Raw genomic sequence first — 13,549 nt, forward strand, 5'->3', positions numbered from 1 at the left:
CGACACGGACACTGTGGGAGCGAGCCTGCTCGCGATGAGGCCATCAAGACCACCGATCATTTTTCAGAATGATTACGCTGGTAAGTCTCCTCCCCCATCGCCGCAATCTGCCCCTCGATCAACGCCTCGAACGGCCTGAGCAACGGCGTAAAGGTGGTCGGTGCTTCGAGGGTTTCCAGCGCCTGTACGATCGCCTCCACCGTCGACAGTGCGCCGGGCCCCGGCGCCTTGCGCAATCGATAACGGGAGACCCCGCCTTGCGCCAGCGTCACTCTGGGCAATGCTGCCAGCAGCGGATTCAGGTGCAGCATCTTGCGCGCCTTGCGCCAGGTGCCGTCCGGTACGACCAGCAACAGCGGCTCCTCGGTAACGGCACAGGCCTGCATCGGTTGTGCATCCTCCCCGGGAAACAGCAAGCGCGCCCGATAGCCCGACTGATTCAACAAACCTGGCAGGTCCTCGAACACCTCACCGACGATCAACTCGGCATTGTTCAACCCAAGCGCCGCCAACCGCGCGGTGTTAAGGGCATGGTTCACTTCGCTGGGGTGTTGCAACAGCAACACCCGGGTGCGGCTGTCGAGACTGGGGATCAGCGGGCACAGGCAGTGGCTTTGCGGGCGCAGGCAGCGGGGGCATTGAATTCTCGGCATCGTCTTCACGCCTGATTGAGTTGTGCTTTGAGCAGATCGCGAAAAGTCTGGATCAGTGGTTCACGGCTGCGGCCACGGCGCACGATCATCGAGAACGGCGCCTGATAACCGAAGGTGGCCGGCAACAGCACGCGCAAGTCGCCCTTGTCGGCCCAGGCCTGGGCGTAATGTTCCGGCAAGTAACCGATGTAGGCGCCGGACAGCACCAGAATCAGCTGCGCCTCCATGCTCTCCACGGTCGCGGCACTGTGCTTGAAGCCATGGCGGGCCAGTTCGGCCTGGCTCCAGTAGCCTCGACCGACCATGCGTTGCTGGGTGATGACTTGCTCGGGAATGCGCCGCTCATTGAATAGCGGATGCCGGGTGCTGCAATACAACCAGTGCTGTTCGCGATACAGCGGCATGTACACCAGTCCACTCATGCGTGTGGAAAACGCGCCGATGGCCAGGTCGAGGCGATTGTCCTGCACGCCCAGCTGCAGTTCGTAGGGGCTCATCACCGACAGGTGCAGGTGCACCGCCGGATGCTCCTGGCTGTAGGCGCCGATGGCTTCGGCGAACGGCAGAGCCTTGTCGCTGACCGTGGAGTCGATCACTCCCAGATTCAGCGTGCCGCGCAATTCGCCCTTGAGCGCGGCGGCATATTGTTCGAAACCTTCGAGCTCGGCTAACAGACGCAGGGTTTCCTGGTGAAACAGCTCACCCTTGCTGGTCAGGCTGAACCCGCCACGGCCGCGATGGCAAAGGACCAGGCCCAGGGCGGATTCGAGCTGGCTCATGTAGGTACTGATGGCCGACGTCGAGAGGTTGAGCTCTTGCTGGGCGTTGGCGAAGCCCTGATGACGCACCACGCTGACGAAAATGCGCAGCAGTTTGAGGTCGGGTAAAGCGTTGGCCATGGTGGCTCCGTAACCAGTCAGGATGCATTCCCACGCGGAGCGTGGGAACGATCGGTGAGAAGTCTATCGCTGCTCCCGCCATTAGTTTAGAAAAATCTGAACTAAGTATTTGCCCGTAGCGATTCTTCCCGGCCACTACATTTCGCAGAATCGCCGCCACAAGGTTCGCCCGTGTTTGCGTGAACGGCGAAACCCAATAAATAAAACAACGACGATGAGGCCCTACCCGTGGACAAGATTCTTCACCAACCACTGGGCGGCAACGAAATGCCGCGCTTCGGCGGCATCGCCACCATGATGCGACTCCCCCATGTACCGACCGCTGCAGGTCTGGACGCTGCTTTTGTCGGCGTGCCGCTGGACATCGGTACCTCCCTGCGCCCTGGCACTCGTTTCGGACCTCGCGAAATCCGCGCCGAGTCGGTGATGATCCGCCCCTACAACATGGCCACCGGCGCTGCCCCGTTCGACTCGCTGTCGGTTGCCGACATCGGCGACGTGGCGATCAATACCTTCAACCTGCTGGATGCCGTGCGGATCATCGAAGAATCCTACGACAACATCCTCGAACACGATGTGATTCCCCTGACCCTGGGTGGCGACCACACCATCACCCTGCCAATCCTGCGTGCCATCCATAAAAAGCACGGCAAGGTCGGCTTGGTGCACATCGACGCCCACGCCGATGTGAACGATCACATGTTCGGCGAGAAAATCGCCCACGGCACCACCTTCCGTCGCGCCGTCGAGGAAGGCCTGATCGATCCGGACCGTGTCGTCCAGATCGGCCTGCGCGCCCAGGGCTACACCGCTGACGACTTCAACTGGAGCCGCAACCAAGGCTTCCGCGTGGTCCAGGCCGAAGAGTGCTGGCACAAATCCCTGGCCCCACTGATGGCTGAAGTACGTGAGAAAGTCGGCGGCGGTCCGGTGTACCTGAGTTTCGACATCGACGGTATCGACCCGGCCTGGGCACCTGGCACCGGCACCCCGGAAATCGGTGGTCTGACGACCATTCAGGCCATCGAGATCGTTCGCGGCTGCCAAGGCCTGGACCTGGTCGGTTGCGATCTGGTAGAAGTCTCGCCCGCTTACGACACCACCGGCAACACCTCGCTGCTGGCCGCCAACCTGCTCTACGAAATGCTCTGCGTATTGCCTGGCGTGGTCCATCGCTGAGGATCGGGCATGAACGAACGTGATCAGGTTTTGACAGCGGCTGCCGACCTGGTATCCGCCTTCGCCCGTAACGATCGCGAAGCCTACTTCGGCGCGTTTAGCGCCGATGCCAGCTTCGTCTTCTACACCCTCGAACAGCCACTGCTGTCGCGCGATGCCTACCAGGCGTTGTGGGACAGCTGGCGTGCCGAGGACGGCTTCGAGGTGCTTTCGTGCACCTCGAGCAACGCTTTCGTCAGCTTGCAGGGTGACGCGGCGATTTTCATCCATGACGTGGCCACCGAGCTGCGCATGCAAGGGGAGCAACACTTCAGCCAGGAGCGCGAGACGATTGTTTTCAAGAAACAAGCGTCTGGCCAAGAACAACAAGGCCTGTGGCTGGCCTGTCACGAACATTTGTCCGCCATGCCGGAAGGGCTGCCAACCCCTTAGCCAAACAGGTGACGCTCACGCACGATGAGCGCGCCTTTATGATCGGAGCAGATCATGAATAACAACAACAACGACCAAAGCCTTACGCAGATTGAAACCCACGGGGTCGAACAGATCCCGGACAACGAACGCACCGCAGGCCCCACGGACTTGTTCCGGATGATCTTCGGTGGTTCCAACACCTTTGCCACCGCCGTACTCGGCAGCTTCCCGGTACTGTTCGGCCTGTCTTTCCAGGCGGGCGTGCTGGCGATCGTGCTGGGCGTGTTACTGGGTTCGCTGATCCTCGCGCCGATGGGCCTGTTCGGCCCGATCAATGGCACCAACAACGCCGTGTCTTCCGGCGCACACTTTGGCGTGCACGGGCGAATCGTCGGCTCGTTCCTGTCGCTGTTGACCGCCATCGCCTTCTTCTCGCTCTCGGTGTGGAGTTCGGGTGATGCGCTGATCGGTGGCGCCAAGCGCCTGATCGGCCTCCCGGAAACCGACCTGACATTGGGCCTGGCCTACGGTCTGTTCGCGATCCTGGTACTGACCGTGTGCATCTATGGCTTCCGTTTCCTGCTGTGGGTCAACAAGATTGCAGTGTGGAGCGCCAGTCTGTTGTTCCTGCTGGGCATCTTCGCTTTCGCAGGTCCTTTCGATGCGAACTACGCCGGCTCCGTGAACATGGGGCAACCGGGTTTCTGGGCGGCCTTCATCGGCGCCGCACTGGTGGCCATGAGCAACCCGATCTCCTTCGGTGCGTTCCTCGGCGACTGGTCACGCTACATTCCGCGTGAAACCTCCAAGCGCCGGATCATGGCCGCTGTGGTGATTTCGCAAATCGCGACCTTCATCCCGTTCCTGTTCGGCCTGACCACCGCCACCATCGTAGCGATCAAGGCACCGGACTACATCGCCGCCAATAACTATGTCGGCGGCTTGCTGGCGGTTTCACCGAGCTGGTTCTTCCTGCCGGTGTGCCTGATAGCGGTGATCGGCGGCATGTCCACCGGCACCACCTCGCTCTACGGCACCGGGCTGGACATGTCCAGCGTGTTTCCTCGGGTGCTGTCGCGGGTCAAGGCGACGTTGCTGATCGGTGTGATGTCGATTGCCTTCATCTTCATCGGACGCTTCGCGGCGAACCTGGTGCAGAGCGTGTCGACCTTCGCCGTACTGATCATCACCTGCACCACCCCGTGGATGGTGATCATGATCATCGGCCTGCTGGTGCGTCGCGGTTTCTACTGCCCGGATGACCTGCAAGTGTTCACCCGCGGCGAGAAAGGTGGCCGCTACTGGTTCACCCACGGCTGGAACTGGCGTGGCCTGGGTGCCTGGATTCCGAGCGCGGCCGTGGGCCTGTGCTTCGTGAACCTGCCGGGGCAGTTCGTTGGACCACTGGGGGAAATGGCCGGCGGTATCGACATCAGTCTGCCGGTCACCCTGGGCCTGGCCTCGCTGGTGTACCTGGCGCTGCTGAGCCTGTTCCCGGAACCGCACGCGGTGTTCGGCCCGAATGATTCACGCAGCAAGAGCACAAGCATCACGGCGAAACCAGAACAACGTCAGCCCGCCTGACACAGATACACCTGTGGGAGCGAGCCTGCTCGCGAAGACGGCGGCACATTCAACATCAATGTGACTGACAGACCGCATTCGCGAGCAGGCTCGCTCCCACAGAGAGCAGCCCCACAAAATCGCCTTTGTTCCACATAAAAAAGACAATCGGAGACACGCCATCATGGCTTTGGATTTATTCGTCGTACTCATCTACGCCGCCGCGATGCTGATACTCGGCTATTACGGCATGCGCAAGGCCAAGACCAACGAAGACTTTTTGGTCGCCGGTCGTAATCTCGGCCCGAGCATGTACATGGGCACCATGGCCGCCACCGTCCTGGGTGGCGCGTCCACCGTGGGCACCGTGCGCCTGGGCTACGTACATGGCATCTCCGGTTTCTGGCTGTGCGCGGCCCTGGGTTGCGGGATCGTCGCGCTGAACCTGTTCCTGGCCAAACCTCTGCTCAAGCTGAAAATCTACACCGTTACCCAGGTCCTGGAAAAACGCTACAACCCGATGGCCCGCTCCGCGAGCGCGGTGATCATGCTGGCGTACGCGCTGATGATCGGCGTGACCTCGATCCTGGCCATTGGCACCGTGCTGCAAGTGCTGTTCGGCTTGCCATTCTGGGTCTCGGTACTGCTCGGCGGTGGCGTGGTGGTGGTCTATTCGGCCATTGGCGGCATGTGGTCGCTGACCCTGACCGACATCGTCCAGTTCGTCATCAAGACCGTCGGCCTGATGTTCATCCTGCTGCCAATCTGCCTTTACCGCGTTGGCGGTTGGGATGAGCTGGTGTTGAAACTGCCGGAGGCAGCGTTCAGCTTCACCACCATCGGCTGGGACACCATCATCACCTACTTCATGATCTACTTCTTCGGCATCCTGATCGGCCAGGACATCTGGCAACGGGTGTTCACCGTCAAGTCCGCCAAAGTAGCCCAGGTCGCCGGTACCGCTGCCGGTATCTATTGCATCATCTACGGTCTGGCCTGCGCCCTGATCGGCATGGCTGCCCATGTACTGATCCCGGACCTGGACAACGTCAACAACGCTTTCGCTGCAATCGTGAAGCTGTCCCTGCCGGACGGTATCCGCGGCCTGGTGATCGCTGCCGCCCTGGCCGCCATGATGTCCACCGCCAGCGCGGGCCTGCTCGCCGCTGCCACCACCCTCACCGAAGACCTGCTGCCGAAACTGCGCGGCGGCAAACAGTCGAGCCTGGGCCTGAACCGTCTGGTGACCATGTTGACCGGCATTGTGGTGCTGGGCATCGCCCTGGTGGTGAACGACGTAATCAGCGCCCTGACCCTGGCCTACAACCTGTTGGTGGGCGGCATGCTGGTCCCGCTGATCGGTGCGATCTTCTGGAAACGCGCGACCACCGCCGGCGCCATCGCCAGCATGGGCCTGGGCTTCGCCACCGCGCTGGTGTTCATGTTCAAGGACGGCCTGGACGCCAACACCCCGATCTACTACAGCCTCGGCGTAGGCCTGGTGAGTTTCGTGATGGTCAGCCTGATGTCCCGTCGCCCGGCGACGCTGGCCAGCGCCGCCTAAGCTGAACATAACGACTTGATGCTTTCTTCGACGAGTGTGGCGTCGGTTGCCACACTCGTTTTTTTTCGCCTGAAGGAAACTGCCCATGAAGATCGTCAGCCGCGATCAGTGGTTCGAAGTCAAACAGCTCAGTGACGGCATCCGCCTGATTCACGAGCCTTATATTCGCCCCTTCTATCGCTGCAACCTCTGGCACATTCAAGGCCGCGACAAAGACCTGCTGCTCGACAGCGGCTCGGGACTGGTCAGCCTGCGCGAACAACTGCCGTGGATCACCGAGCGCCCCCTGGTGGCGGTGGCCAGTCACTGCCATTTCGACCACATTGCCGGGCACCACGAATTCGCCGAGCGCCTGGTGCATCCGGCGGAGGCGGACATCCTGGCCGCACCGGACGGGGAGAACGACTTGAGCAGGGCCTTTGTCGGCGACGACATGTTTGAAGCGCACCCCGATTGCCCGTTGTGCTACGCCGAGTATCGGGTCACGGCCGCACCGGCCACCGGGACCATCGAGGAAGGCGACGTCCTGGACCTGGGTAACCGGGTGCTGCAAGTGCTGCACACGCCGGGGCACTCGCCGGGCGGCATCAGCCTGTACGAAGCGGCGACCGAGACCCTGTTCAGCGGCGACATCATCTACGACGGGCCGCTGATCGAAGACGCCTACCACTCCAACCTCGACGACTATGCACGCAGCCTGCAACGCTTGCGCGCCCTGCCGATCCGTACGGTACATGGCGGGCATTTCGGCAGTTTTTCCGGGGCTCATCTGCACCACATGATTGACCAATGGCAACGCTCGCACGGCTGAAGCCTGCTGTACTGAATACCAGGAACAAAGCGCAGGGACGATCACAACAACGCCGTCGAAGACCTGCCATGAAAAGAACTGCCGTGCGCGCCGCCGTCCATCTTTACATCAGCCGGATGCTTGAAGGACGGGATGACTTCGACGACAACGCCAGCCTGGCGCAGTTGGGATTGGATAAAGCGGATATCGAAGACCTGATCTTCCATCTGGAAGACGAACTCGGCTTGACGGCGTTCACCGCCGAGGAAGACCGAATACTCAAGACCGCCAGGACGGCGAACGACTTGAGCCGGTTCTTGATGGAAATCGGGCGGCATTGACCTGTCCGATCTCTCTGGAAGCACTCATTACTCATGGAGCAGCAGCCCTTGGCTGCTGCTGCAAAACGGCGTCGTGTTACCGGCGACGCTGCTGGCGACGGCGCTGTTCGTCGTCGGTACGAATAGGCACAGGTTGCAGAGGCGGTTCAATCAAACCGAGCGCAACACCCAGGTCGTGCAGCCAGTTTTGGATTTTCTCTTTCATGATGCCCCCTTCAGGGTAGTGCCGGGCGACCGGAATTCTGTAGTCGCTTCGCACTGATAATAGTCCGAAGTGCCGAGCAATGCTCGCCAAACATAGCAACGATCTGTTACTGAATGGATCACAATCCGACGACAAGCGTTCAGCCCGGCCCGTAGACCATGGCGGGCAGCCCCCGTGTAATCCACTCAAGGCTGCCCGAGCGCCCTGCGTAACCGGCGACGCACCCACTGTTCAGCGCTGACAAAGGTTATCCCCAGCAGCACCAGCACGGCACCGATGACGAAGTTGAGGCTCAGCGCCTCGCCCAGCAGGACCACTCCGAATGTGACGCCGAACAAAGGCGTCATGAATGAAAACACTGCCAGGTTGGCCGCGAGATAACGACGCAGCAGCCAGAACCAGACCAGATAGCTGAAGAACGACACCACCACGCCCTGGAACAGCACGCTGGTCACCGCCACGCTGGTCAGGCTGACGTGGGTAATCTGGCCACTGAGCAATGCAATCAGCAACAGGCCGACGAAACCGACGATCAACTGGTAAAACAAAGTCAGGGTCACCGGCGCCTCCGACAGACGCGAAGCACGCACCACTACGGTGGTCGCGCCCCAGCAGGCTCCCGCCAGGACACCCAGCGCATCGCCCAGCAACATGCGGCGATCGAGGTTGTCCCAAGACACGCCACCGGCAAAGGCAACGCCGATACCGACGAAAGCCAGGAAAATGCCCAGCCACTGCACCGGCCGCAAACGCTCGCTCGGCAACAACCAGTGCACGCCCAATGCGGTAAAAATCGGCGCGGTGTAGAGGAACACCGACATGTGCGCCGCCGTGGTCAGCTGCAGGCCTTCGGAAATGAACAGGAACTCCAGGCCAAACAGCGCACCGGCCAACAGCCCGCCGCGCCAGGTGGCGCCCACCTGATCCCAGCCGCCCTTCCAGCAGATCAACAACCCCACCAGCAGCGCGGACAGGCCCGAACGCCCGGCTGCCTGCATGACCGGCGCAATATCGGGCGCCGCCCACTTGATCATCACCTGCTGAATGCCCCAGACCAGGCACAACCCCACCATCACTTGCAGGGCAAATCCATCGGCGCTGCGCCGGGTGGCGCTCACCGTAATACCTCGACAACACAGAACATGGCAGTGGCTCGACAGAGAACAGGAAAGCCCCGGCCCGCTTGTTGATCAAACGGCGCCGGGGCGAAAAGTCATGCTGTCGATTATTAACCAGATGGACAGAAATTACCGTCTGTCCGAGACATTTACCGCTCTGCGCACGTCATTGTGCAGGGATGCGGCTCAGCTCAACTCGATGCGATCGGCGTGAATGACAATCTGGCCATTCTTGTACAACGCACCAATGGCCTTCTTGAAGTTGCCTTTGCTGACGCCAAACATGCTGCTGATCAGGGTCGGATCGCTTTTGTCGCTGACGGCCAGGCTGCCGTTGTTTTCGCGCAACTTGGCGAGGATCTTCGAGTTCAGGCTGCTGGCCGCTTCCACGCCCACCGGTTGCAGGCTCAGGCTGATCTTGCCGTCACTACGGACTTCCTTGATGAAGCCCTTCTCTTCCTTGCCGGCGCGCATGAACTTGAAGATTTCGTTCTTGTGAATCAGGCCCCAGTGCTTGTTATTGATGATTGCCTTGAAGCCCATGTCGGTGGCTTCGGCTACCAACAGGTCAACTTCCTGCCCCGGGGTGTAGTTGGCAGGCGTCTTGTCCAGGTACCGATCCAGGCGCGCCGTAGCGGTAATGCGGCGGGTATGCTTGTCGAGGTAGACATGTACCACGGCGTATTCACCGGCCTGCATCTGACGCTTTTCTTCCGAATACGGCAGCAGCAGGTCTTTGGGCAGCCCCCAATCCAGGAACACCCCAATACTATTCACTTCAACAACTTTCAAACTGGCGAATTCACCGACTTGAACTTTCGGCTTTTCAGTAGTTGCGATGAGTTTGTCATCGCTATCCAGATAAACAAAAACGTTGAGCCAGTCTTCATCTTCGCTGGGAATATCTTTTGGAATATAACGATTAGGCAAGAGGATTTCACCCTCCGCGCCACCGTCCAGATATAAACCGAAGTTAGTGTGTTTAACCACTTGTAAACTGTTGTAACGCCCGACTAAAGCCATGTCCAATACCCTCATTGCGTGGCGGCATTCTACCCAGTTTTAGCGATCAGTTTCTGCGGTCAGCCCGGTGGCACCAGAAATTCCCCGCAAAGCCTTAATTTTTCTCGGTTTTGCCCTGCTCGACCGGCCGCTCGTCAGACTGAGCTGGCAATTATCCCGCCGCCTACCCTTGGCGAAACGCTGTTTTTCCCAGCCAGGTTCTTAGTTAAAACAGCGGCTTAGGGCAATATTGCAAATAACAATTTGCATTTTGTAGCCGCTCCCTCCAATGTCTTCCACCGGATATTTACCAAGCAAATATCAACTCAATCCTGTACGATGCCTGGCCAAGTTAATTTTCTACAGGTTAATGGCCGCCATGCGTGTAAAAGCATCCAACAGCAAAGCAAAGCCAGCTCCAGCCGTCGAAACCAGCGAATCGATCAACAACCAGATCGCTGCGTTCCTCAAATCCGGTGGTGAAATCCAGCAAATTGCCAAAGGTGTCAGCGGCCAGTCGTTCGGCCCGTCCAAGCAGATCACGCTGGGCAAGAAGTAATCCCCCCGCAACTGGTCCCTAAGCGCTTTGAGCTTCGAAGCGCTTGGACTGGAACCTTGTAACACCCCCGCTGCCCCCCCCCAATCTTGTAGAAATCGACGAACGGGTCACGCTGCCTGTCATTCGTCGGTATCCTTGCACGCGTCTGGATCAAGCGTTTCAGCAGGCCAAAGCCTGCGCTCGCTGTTCATGGAGTGACGCATGCGCATACCCAATTATTTATCTCTGCTGTTCGCCGGCCTGCTGGCGTGCCAGACGGTGCACGGGCAAATCTTTCAACGAGAGCTGGGGGATTTCGACCTCAAGCTCGGGACAAGCCCCAGTCGCAGCATGGCCCAAGGCCTCGTCAAGCCCTCGGCTGTCGGTTCGTTTCATGGTGGCCTGGACCTGACTCATGACAGCGGCTTCTACTTTGGCCAATGGTCGCCGAGCATGGGCATCAGCCCGGGGAAAAACCTGGAGATCGACTCGTACGCGGGCTTCAAGCAACCCTTCGACCAGGTCCTCGGCTACGAAGTGGGCGTGATCCATTACAGCTATCCCGATGTCGACACCCTCGACAGCCAGGAAGTGTTCGGCGGCCTGACCCTGCTGGGCAGCCGTTTCGGGGCAGCCTTGAGCAACGACCCGGACAAACAGAACAGCACGCTGTTTGCCGACCTGCGCGGCAACCAGCCGTTCGGCATCGGGGTCAGCATGAAATACACCACCCATCAGCTGAACACGCCGGTTTCGGTGGATGGCGGTTATGTCGGCAGCTTCACCGACTGGTCGGTAAAACTGTCCCGACCCTTCATGGGCATTGACCTCGACCTGATCTACAGCGACTCCAGCCTCAGCGGCAGCTATTGTTCAGCCTATACAGGGCAAAATAGCCAGTGCGACGCACTACTCACCCTCAAGGCCGAACGCACATTCTACTGATGGGCTGAACTGCCGGGCTCGTTCTGCGTTCACATGAGAAACAGCTCCAGAAGCCAGGCTTTCGCAAGGATTCGCCCATGTCTCGCTGGATTAAACCGCGCTGGATCAAACACATCGCCTTAGTGCTCATGTTCACCCTGGCCCTCGGCGCCTGCAGCCGAATGGACCTGGCCTATCGCAACCTCGACGTGATCATTCCCTGGACGCTCAGCGATTACCTGGACATGAACGGCGAGCAGAAAAGCTGGTTCAACGATCGTCTGAAGGAACACCTGAGCTGGCATTGCACCACGCAAATGCCGGGGTATCTCGACTGGCTGGACCGCTTGCAGGACATGATTGCGACGAATCAGGTGACCGACGCCACGCTGCAGGCGCGCACAACGGAAGCTGAAGCAGCGATTGCCGAGACGGCCCGGGAAATTACGCCATCAGCCATCGAACTGCTGCAAGGCCTGAATGACAATCAGGTCGCAGAAATGAATGAGGCCTTCGCCAAGGACCAACGCAGGCGTCAGGAAAAATACCTGAAACCGCCACTGGAGCAGCAGATCAAGCAGCGGGCCGAGCGCATGGAGAAACGCCTGAATCAATGGCTCGGACCACTCAGCATCTCCCAACAACAGCGGGTGATGGCATGGTCCACCGCCCTGGGTGACCAGTACACGCAATGGATCGCCAACCGCATCCACTGGCAGAAACAGTTCAGCGCCGCGGTGGCGCAACGCCAGACGCCACAATTCCCACAGCGAATCGAAACGCTTTTGGTGAATCGCGAAAGTTTATGGACAACGGCCTACCGCGAGGCCTTCGCCAAAACCGAAGCCCAGGCGCGGGCGCTGTTTGTGGATTTGATGGCTGAAAGTACGCCGGACCAACGAGAGCGGTTGCTGAAGAAGATTGAGGGTGTGAGGAAGGATTTCAGTGATTTAAAGTGCCTGAAGGCAGCGAAGCAGAATTGAACTCAACACAAACCCTTGCAGGAGCGAACAAGCCAGCTCCTACAAGGGCTACATGACGTTCAGGCGATCTGCGCCTTCGACGCCACCTCATCGAACGTCAGCTCATCCAACGCATCTTCCTGCTCATCCAGCACCTGCCGTGGATGGTCATTGCCCGGAATGCTGCTGTCGATGAGGCTCAGGAGGCTTGCGCCCCGAGGCGTCAAAATGTAATTCGACCCGGAGCCACCCTGCTCCTCCGGCCGTGGTTCGATATATCCGCGCTCGAGCAATAACTTTTCATACTCGCCGGCCACCGCTTTCAAGTGGTCCAGGTTTTCAGTCTGCTCACCTTCCGACGCTTTCTCAGCGGCGTACTGCTCGGCGTAGGGCCGTGGCGTGAAGCTGCTCGCACCGTTCTGTACTTCGTGCAGCAAGCGTTCAATCAAATCCCAGTTATAAGTCGTCATCCCGTTTCAACCTCCGGTACCCGTGAGTGAGGGCCTTCATAGGTTGTGACCGGCGTGGTGCGCAGCCGTTCATACGCAGCGTTTGCGGCGACCGACCGGCGGTATGTCGAATGGCGGCCCAGTCAAACGACTAGGCTGTGTAGGCCACCTCCCCAGCCCCCTGCAGGAGAAAACACCATGAACATTGAGAACCACCCCGTTGTGTCGCGGGAAGAATGGCTCGCCGCGCGCAAACAACACCTGGCTAACGAAAAGGCTTTCACCAAAGAGCGGGACAAACTCAGCGCAGAAAGGCGCGCCCTGCCCTGGGTGAAAATCGACAAGGACTACCACTTCCAGGGACCCAATGGCGAACTGAAACTCGCCGACCTGTTCGATGGCCGCAGCCAACTGGTCATTTACCATTTCATGTTCGCCGAAGGCTGGGATGAAGGCTGTCCCGGTTGCTCTTTCCTGTCCGACCACATCGACGGGGCCAACCAGCACCTGGCGCACCATGACGTCGCGGTGGTGGTGGTGTCCCATGCACCGTTCGCTGAATTCCAGGCGTTCCGGCGGCGCATGGGCTGGAAATTCGACTGGGTGTCTTCCGAAGGCTGTGATTTCAACTATGACTTCGGTGTGACCGCCCGCCCCGAAGACGTCGCCACCGGCAAGGCCACCTATAACTACGAAAAAACCGATGGCTCCGAGGAAGAACTGCCCGGACTCAGCGTGTTCTATCGCAATGAGGCCGGCGAGATTTTCCATACTTATTCGACTTATGCCCGCGGCCTGGATCTGCTGGTCGGTACCTACAACTACCTCGACCTGACGCCCAAGGGGCGCAATGAAGACGAAATCATGGATTGGGTGCGGCACCATGATCGGTATGAGGATAAGGCGACGAAGAGCTGCTGCCATGGGGGATGAGGCTGAACTTTTTCC

16 protein-coding genes are annotated in these 13,549 nt (G+C 59.5%); 10 read left to right on the forward strand and 6 right to left on the reverse strand.

Annotation, left to right across the window (positions count from 1 at the left end):
* Window positions 1–56: 56 nt before the first annotated feature.
* Both BKX96_RS13030 and BKX96_RS13035 read right to left on the reverse strand, forming a co-directional pair.
* Window positions 57–653 (reverse strand): tRNA-uridine aminocarboxypropyltransferase, encoded by a 597-nt coding sequence (locus tag BKX96_RS13030; RefSeq protein ID WP_077184111.1) that lies wholly within the window; start codon window positions 651–653, stop codon window positions 57–59.
* A gap of 5 nt (window positions 654–658) precedes the next feature.
* Window positions 659–1,552, reverse strand: a complete 894-nt coding sequence (locus BKX96_RS13035; RefSeq protein ID WP_046816836.1) for a LysR family transcriptional regulator — start codon at window positions 1,550–1,552, stop codon at window positions 659–661.
* Between the two features lie 228 nt (window positions 1,553–1,780).
* On the opposite strand from BKX96_RS13035, the gene speB reads away from it, so the two are divergent.
* From speB to BKX96_RS13065, 6 genes are all read left to right on the forward strand, one after another.
* On the forward strand, window positions 1,781–2,731 hold the full coding sequence (speB, locus tag BKX96_RS13040) for an agmatinase (RefSeq protein ID WP_008060136.1): 951 nt from the start codon (window positions 1,781–1,783) through the stop codon (window positions 2,729–2,731).
* A 9-nt stretch (window positions 2,732–2,740) separates the two neighbouring features.
* Window positions 2,741–3,163 carry a YybH family protein gene (locus BKX96_RS13045; RefSeq protein ID WP_077184112.1) on the forward strand — a complete coding sequence of 141 codons (423 nt, stop codon included), beginning with the start codon at window positions 2,741–2,743 and terminating at the stop codon, window positions 3,161–3,163.
* A gap of 54 nt (window positions 3,164–3,217) precedes the next feature.
* On the forward strand, window positions 3,218–4,729 hold the full coding sequence (locus tag BKX96_RS13050; protein WP_077184114.1) for a purine-cytosine permease family protein: 1,512 nt from the start codon (window positions 3,218–3,220) through the stop codon (window positions 4,727–4,729).
* A gap of 163 nt (window positions 4,730–4,892) precedes the next feature.
* The gene (locus tag BKX96_RS13055) at window positions 4,893–6,272 is read left to right on the forward strand and encodes a sodium:solute symporter family protein (RefSeq protein WP_077184115.1); all 1,380 of its coding nucleotides are present in this window, start codon (window positions 4,893–4,895) and stop codon (window positions 6,270–6,272) included.
* A gap of 85 nt (window positions 6,273–6,357) precedes the next feature.
* Window positions 6,358–7,083 carry an MBL fold metallo-hydrolase gene (locus BKX96_RS13060; protein WP_046816832.1) on the forward strand — a complete coding sequence of 242 codons (726 nt, stop codon included), beginning with the start codon at window positions 6,358–6,360 and terminating at the stop codon, window positions 7,081–7,083.
* Between the two features lie 68 nt (window positions 7,084–7,151).
* Window positions 7,152–7,403, forward strand: coding sequence for a phosphopantetheine-containing protein (locus BKX96_RS13065; protein WP_046816831.1), 252 nt, complete (start codon window positions 7,152–7,154; stop codon window positions 7,401–7,403).
* A 76-nt stretch (window positions 7,404–7,479) separates the two neighbouring features.
* On the opposite strand, the gene BKX96_RS33235 is transcribed toward BKX96_RS13065, so the two are convergent.
* From BKX96_RS33235 to BKX96_RS13075, 3 genes are all read right to left on the reverse strand, one after another.
* Complete coding sequence (locus BKX96_RS33235; RefSeq protein ID WP_007914492.1) at window positions 7,480–7,608, reverse strand: PA1414 family protein; 129 nt, start codon at window positions 7,606–7,608, stop codon at window positions 7,480–7,482.
* A 185-nt stretch (window positions 7,609–7,793) separates the two neighbouring features.
* Entirely contained in the window at window positions 7,794–8,726 is a 933-nt protein-coding gene (locus tag BKX96_RS13070; protein ID WP_077184116.1) for a DMT family transporter, read from the reverse strand.
* Between the two features lie 186 nt (window positions 8,727–8,912).
* Window positions 8,913–9,749, reverse strand: coding sequence for a CvfB family protein (locus BKX96_RS13075; RefSeq protein ID WP_077184117.1), 837 nt, complete (start codon window positions 9,747–9,749; stop codon window positions 8,913–8,915).
* Window positions 9,750–10,098: 349 nt separating this feature from the next.
* Between BKX96_RS13075 and BKX96_RS13080 the strand changes: the two genes are divergently transcribed.
* From BKX96_RS13080 to BKX96_RS13090, 3 genes are all read left to right on the forward strand, one after another.
* Complete coding sequence (locus BKX96_RS13080) at window positions 10,099–10,287, forward strand: PFL_1563 family small protein (protein WP_020795406.1); 189 nt, start codon at window positions 10,099–10,101, stop codon at window positions 10,285–10,287.
* A 201-nt stretch (window positions 10,288–10,488) separates the two neighbouring features.
* Window positions 10,489–11,211, forward strand: coding sequence for a TorF family putative porin (locus tag BKX96_RS13085; protein WP_077184118.1), 723 nt, complete (start codon window positions 10,489–10,491; stop codon window positions 11,209–11,211).
* Between the two features lie 77 nt (window positions 11,212–11,288).
* Window positions 11,289–12,173 carry a DUF6279 family lipoprotein gene (locus BKX96_RS13090; protein ID WP_077184119.1) on the forward strand — a complete coding sequence of 295 codons (885 nt, stop codon included), beginning with the start codon at window positions 11,289–11,291 and terminating at the stop codon, window positions 12,171–12,173.
* Window positions 12,174–12,232: 59 nt separating this feature from the next.
* On the opposite strand, the gene BKX96_RS13095 is transcribed toward BKX96_RS13090, so the two are convergent.
* Window positions 12,233–12,622, reverse strand: coding sequence for a hypothetical protein (locus tag BKX96_RS13095; protein WP_046816826.1), 390 nt, complete (start codon window positions 12,620–12,622; stop codon window positions 12,233–12,235).
* 177 nt (window positions 12,623–12,799) lie between these two features.
* On the opposite strand from BKX96_RS13095, the gene BKX96_RS13100 reads away from it, so the two are divergent.
* Entirely contained in the window at window positions 12,800–13,534 is a 735-nt protein-coding gene (locus BKX96_RS13100) for a DUF899 domain-containing protein (RefSeq protein WP_077184120.1), read from the forward strand.
* The last annotated feature ends 15 nt before the right edge of the window (window positions 13,535–13,549 follow it).

The sequence above is a fragment of the Pseudomonas putida genome (assembly GCF_001976065.1).
In the GTDB taxonomy this organism is placed as follows: domain Bacteria; phylum Pseudomonadota; class Gammaproteobacteria; order Pseudomonadales; family Pseudomonadaceae; genus Aquipseudomonas; species Aquipseudomonas serbica.

Bases quoted from the DNA above. Each gene is read 5' to 3' on its own strand.
- BKX96_RS13030 (WP_077184111.1), bottom strand. From the start codon at position 653: ATGCCGAGAATTCAATGCCCCCGCTGCCTGCGCCCGCAAAGCCACTGC.
- BKX96_RS13035 (WP_046816836.1), bottom strand. From the start codon at position 1,552: ATGGCCAACGCTTTACCCGACCTCAAACTGCTGCGCATTTTCGTCAGC.
- BKX96_RS13045 (WP_077184112.1), top strand. From the start codon at position 2,741: ATGAACGAACGTGATCAGGTTTTGACAGCGGCTGCCGACCTGGTATCC.
- BKX96_RS13050 (WP_077184114.1), top strand. From the start codon at position 3,218: ATGAATAACAACAACAACGACCAAAGCCTTACGCAGATTGAAACCCAC.
- BKX96_RS13055 (WP_077184115.1), top strand. From the start codon at position 4,893: ATGGCTTTGGATTTATTCGTCGTACTCATCTACGCCGCCGCGATGCTG.
- BKX96_RS13060 (WP_046816832.1), top strand. From the start codon at position 6,358: ATGAAGATCGTCAGCCGCGATCAGTGGTTCGAAGTCAAACAGCTCAGT.
- BKX96_RS13065 (WP_046816831.1), top strand. From the start codon at position 7,152: ATGAAAAGAACTGCCGTGCGCGCCGCCGTCCATCTTTACATCAGCCGG.
- BKX96_RS33235 (WP_007914492.1), bottom strand. From the start codon at position 7,608: ATGAAAGAGAAAATCCAAAACTGGCTGCACGACCTGGGTGTTGCGCTC.
- BKX96_RS13075 (WP_077184117.1), bottom strand. From the start codon at position 9,749: ATGGCTTTAGTCGGGCGTTACAACAGTTTACAAGTGGTTAAACACACT.
- BKX96_RS13080 (WP_020795406.1), top strand. From the start codon at position 10,099: ATGGCCGCCATGCGTGTAAAAGCATCCAACAGCAAAGCAAAGCCAGCT.
- BKX96_RS13085 (WP_077184118.1), top strand. From the start codon at position 10,489: ATGCGCATACCCAATTATTTATCTCTGCTGTTCGCCGGCCTGCTGGCG.
- BKX96_RS13090 (WP_077184119.1), top strand. From the start codon at position 11,289: ATGTCTCGCTGGATTAAACCGCGCTGGATCAAACACATCGCCTTAGTG.
- BKX96_RS13095 (WP_046816826.1), bottom strand. From the start codon at position 12,622: ATGACGACTTATAACTGGGATTTGATTGAACGCTTGCTGCACGAAGTA.
- BKX96_RS13100 (WP_077184120.1), top strand. From the start codon at position 12,800: ATGAACATTGAGAACCACCCCGTTGTGTCGCGGGAAGAATGGCTCGCC.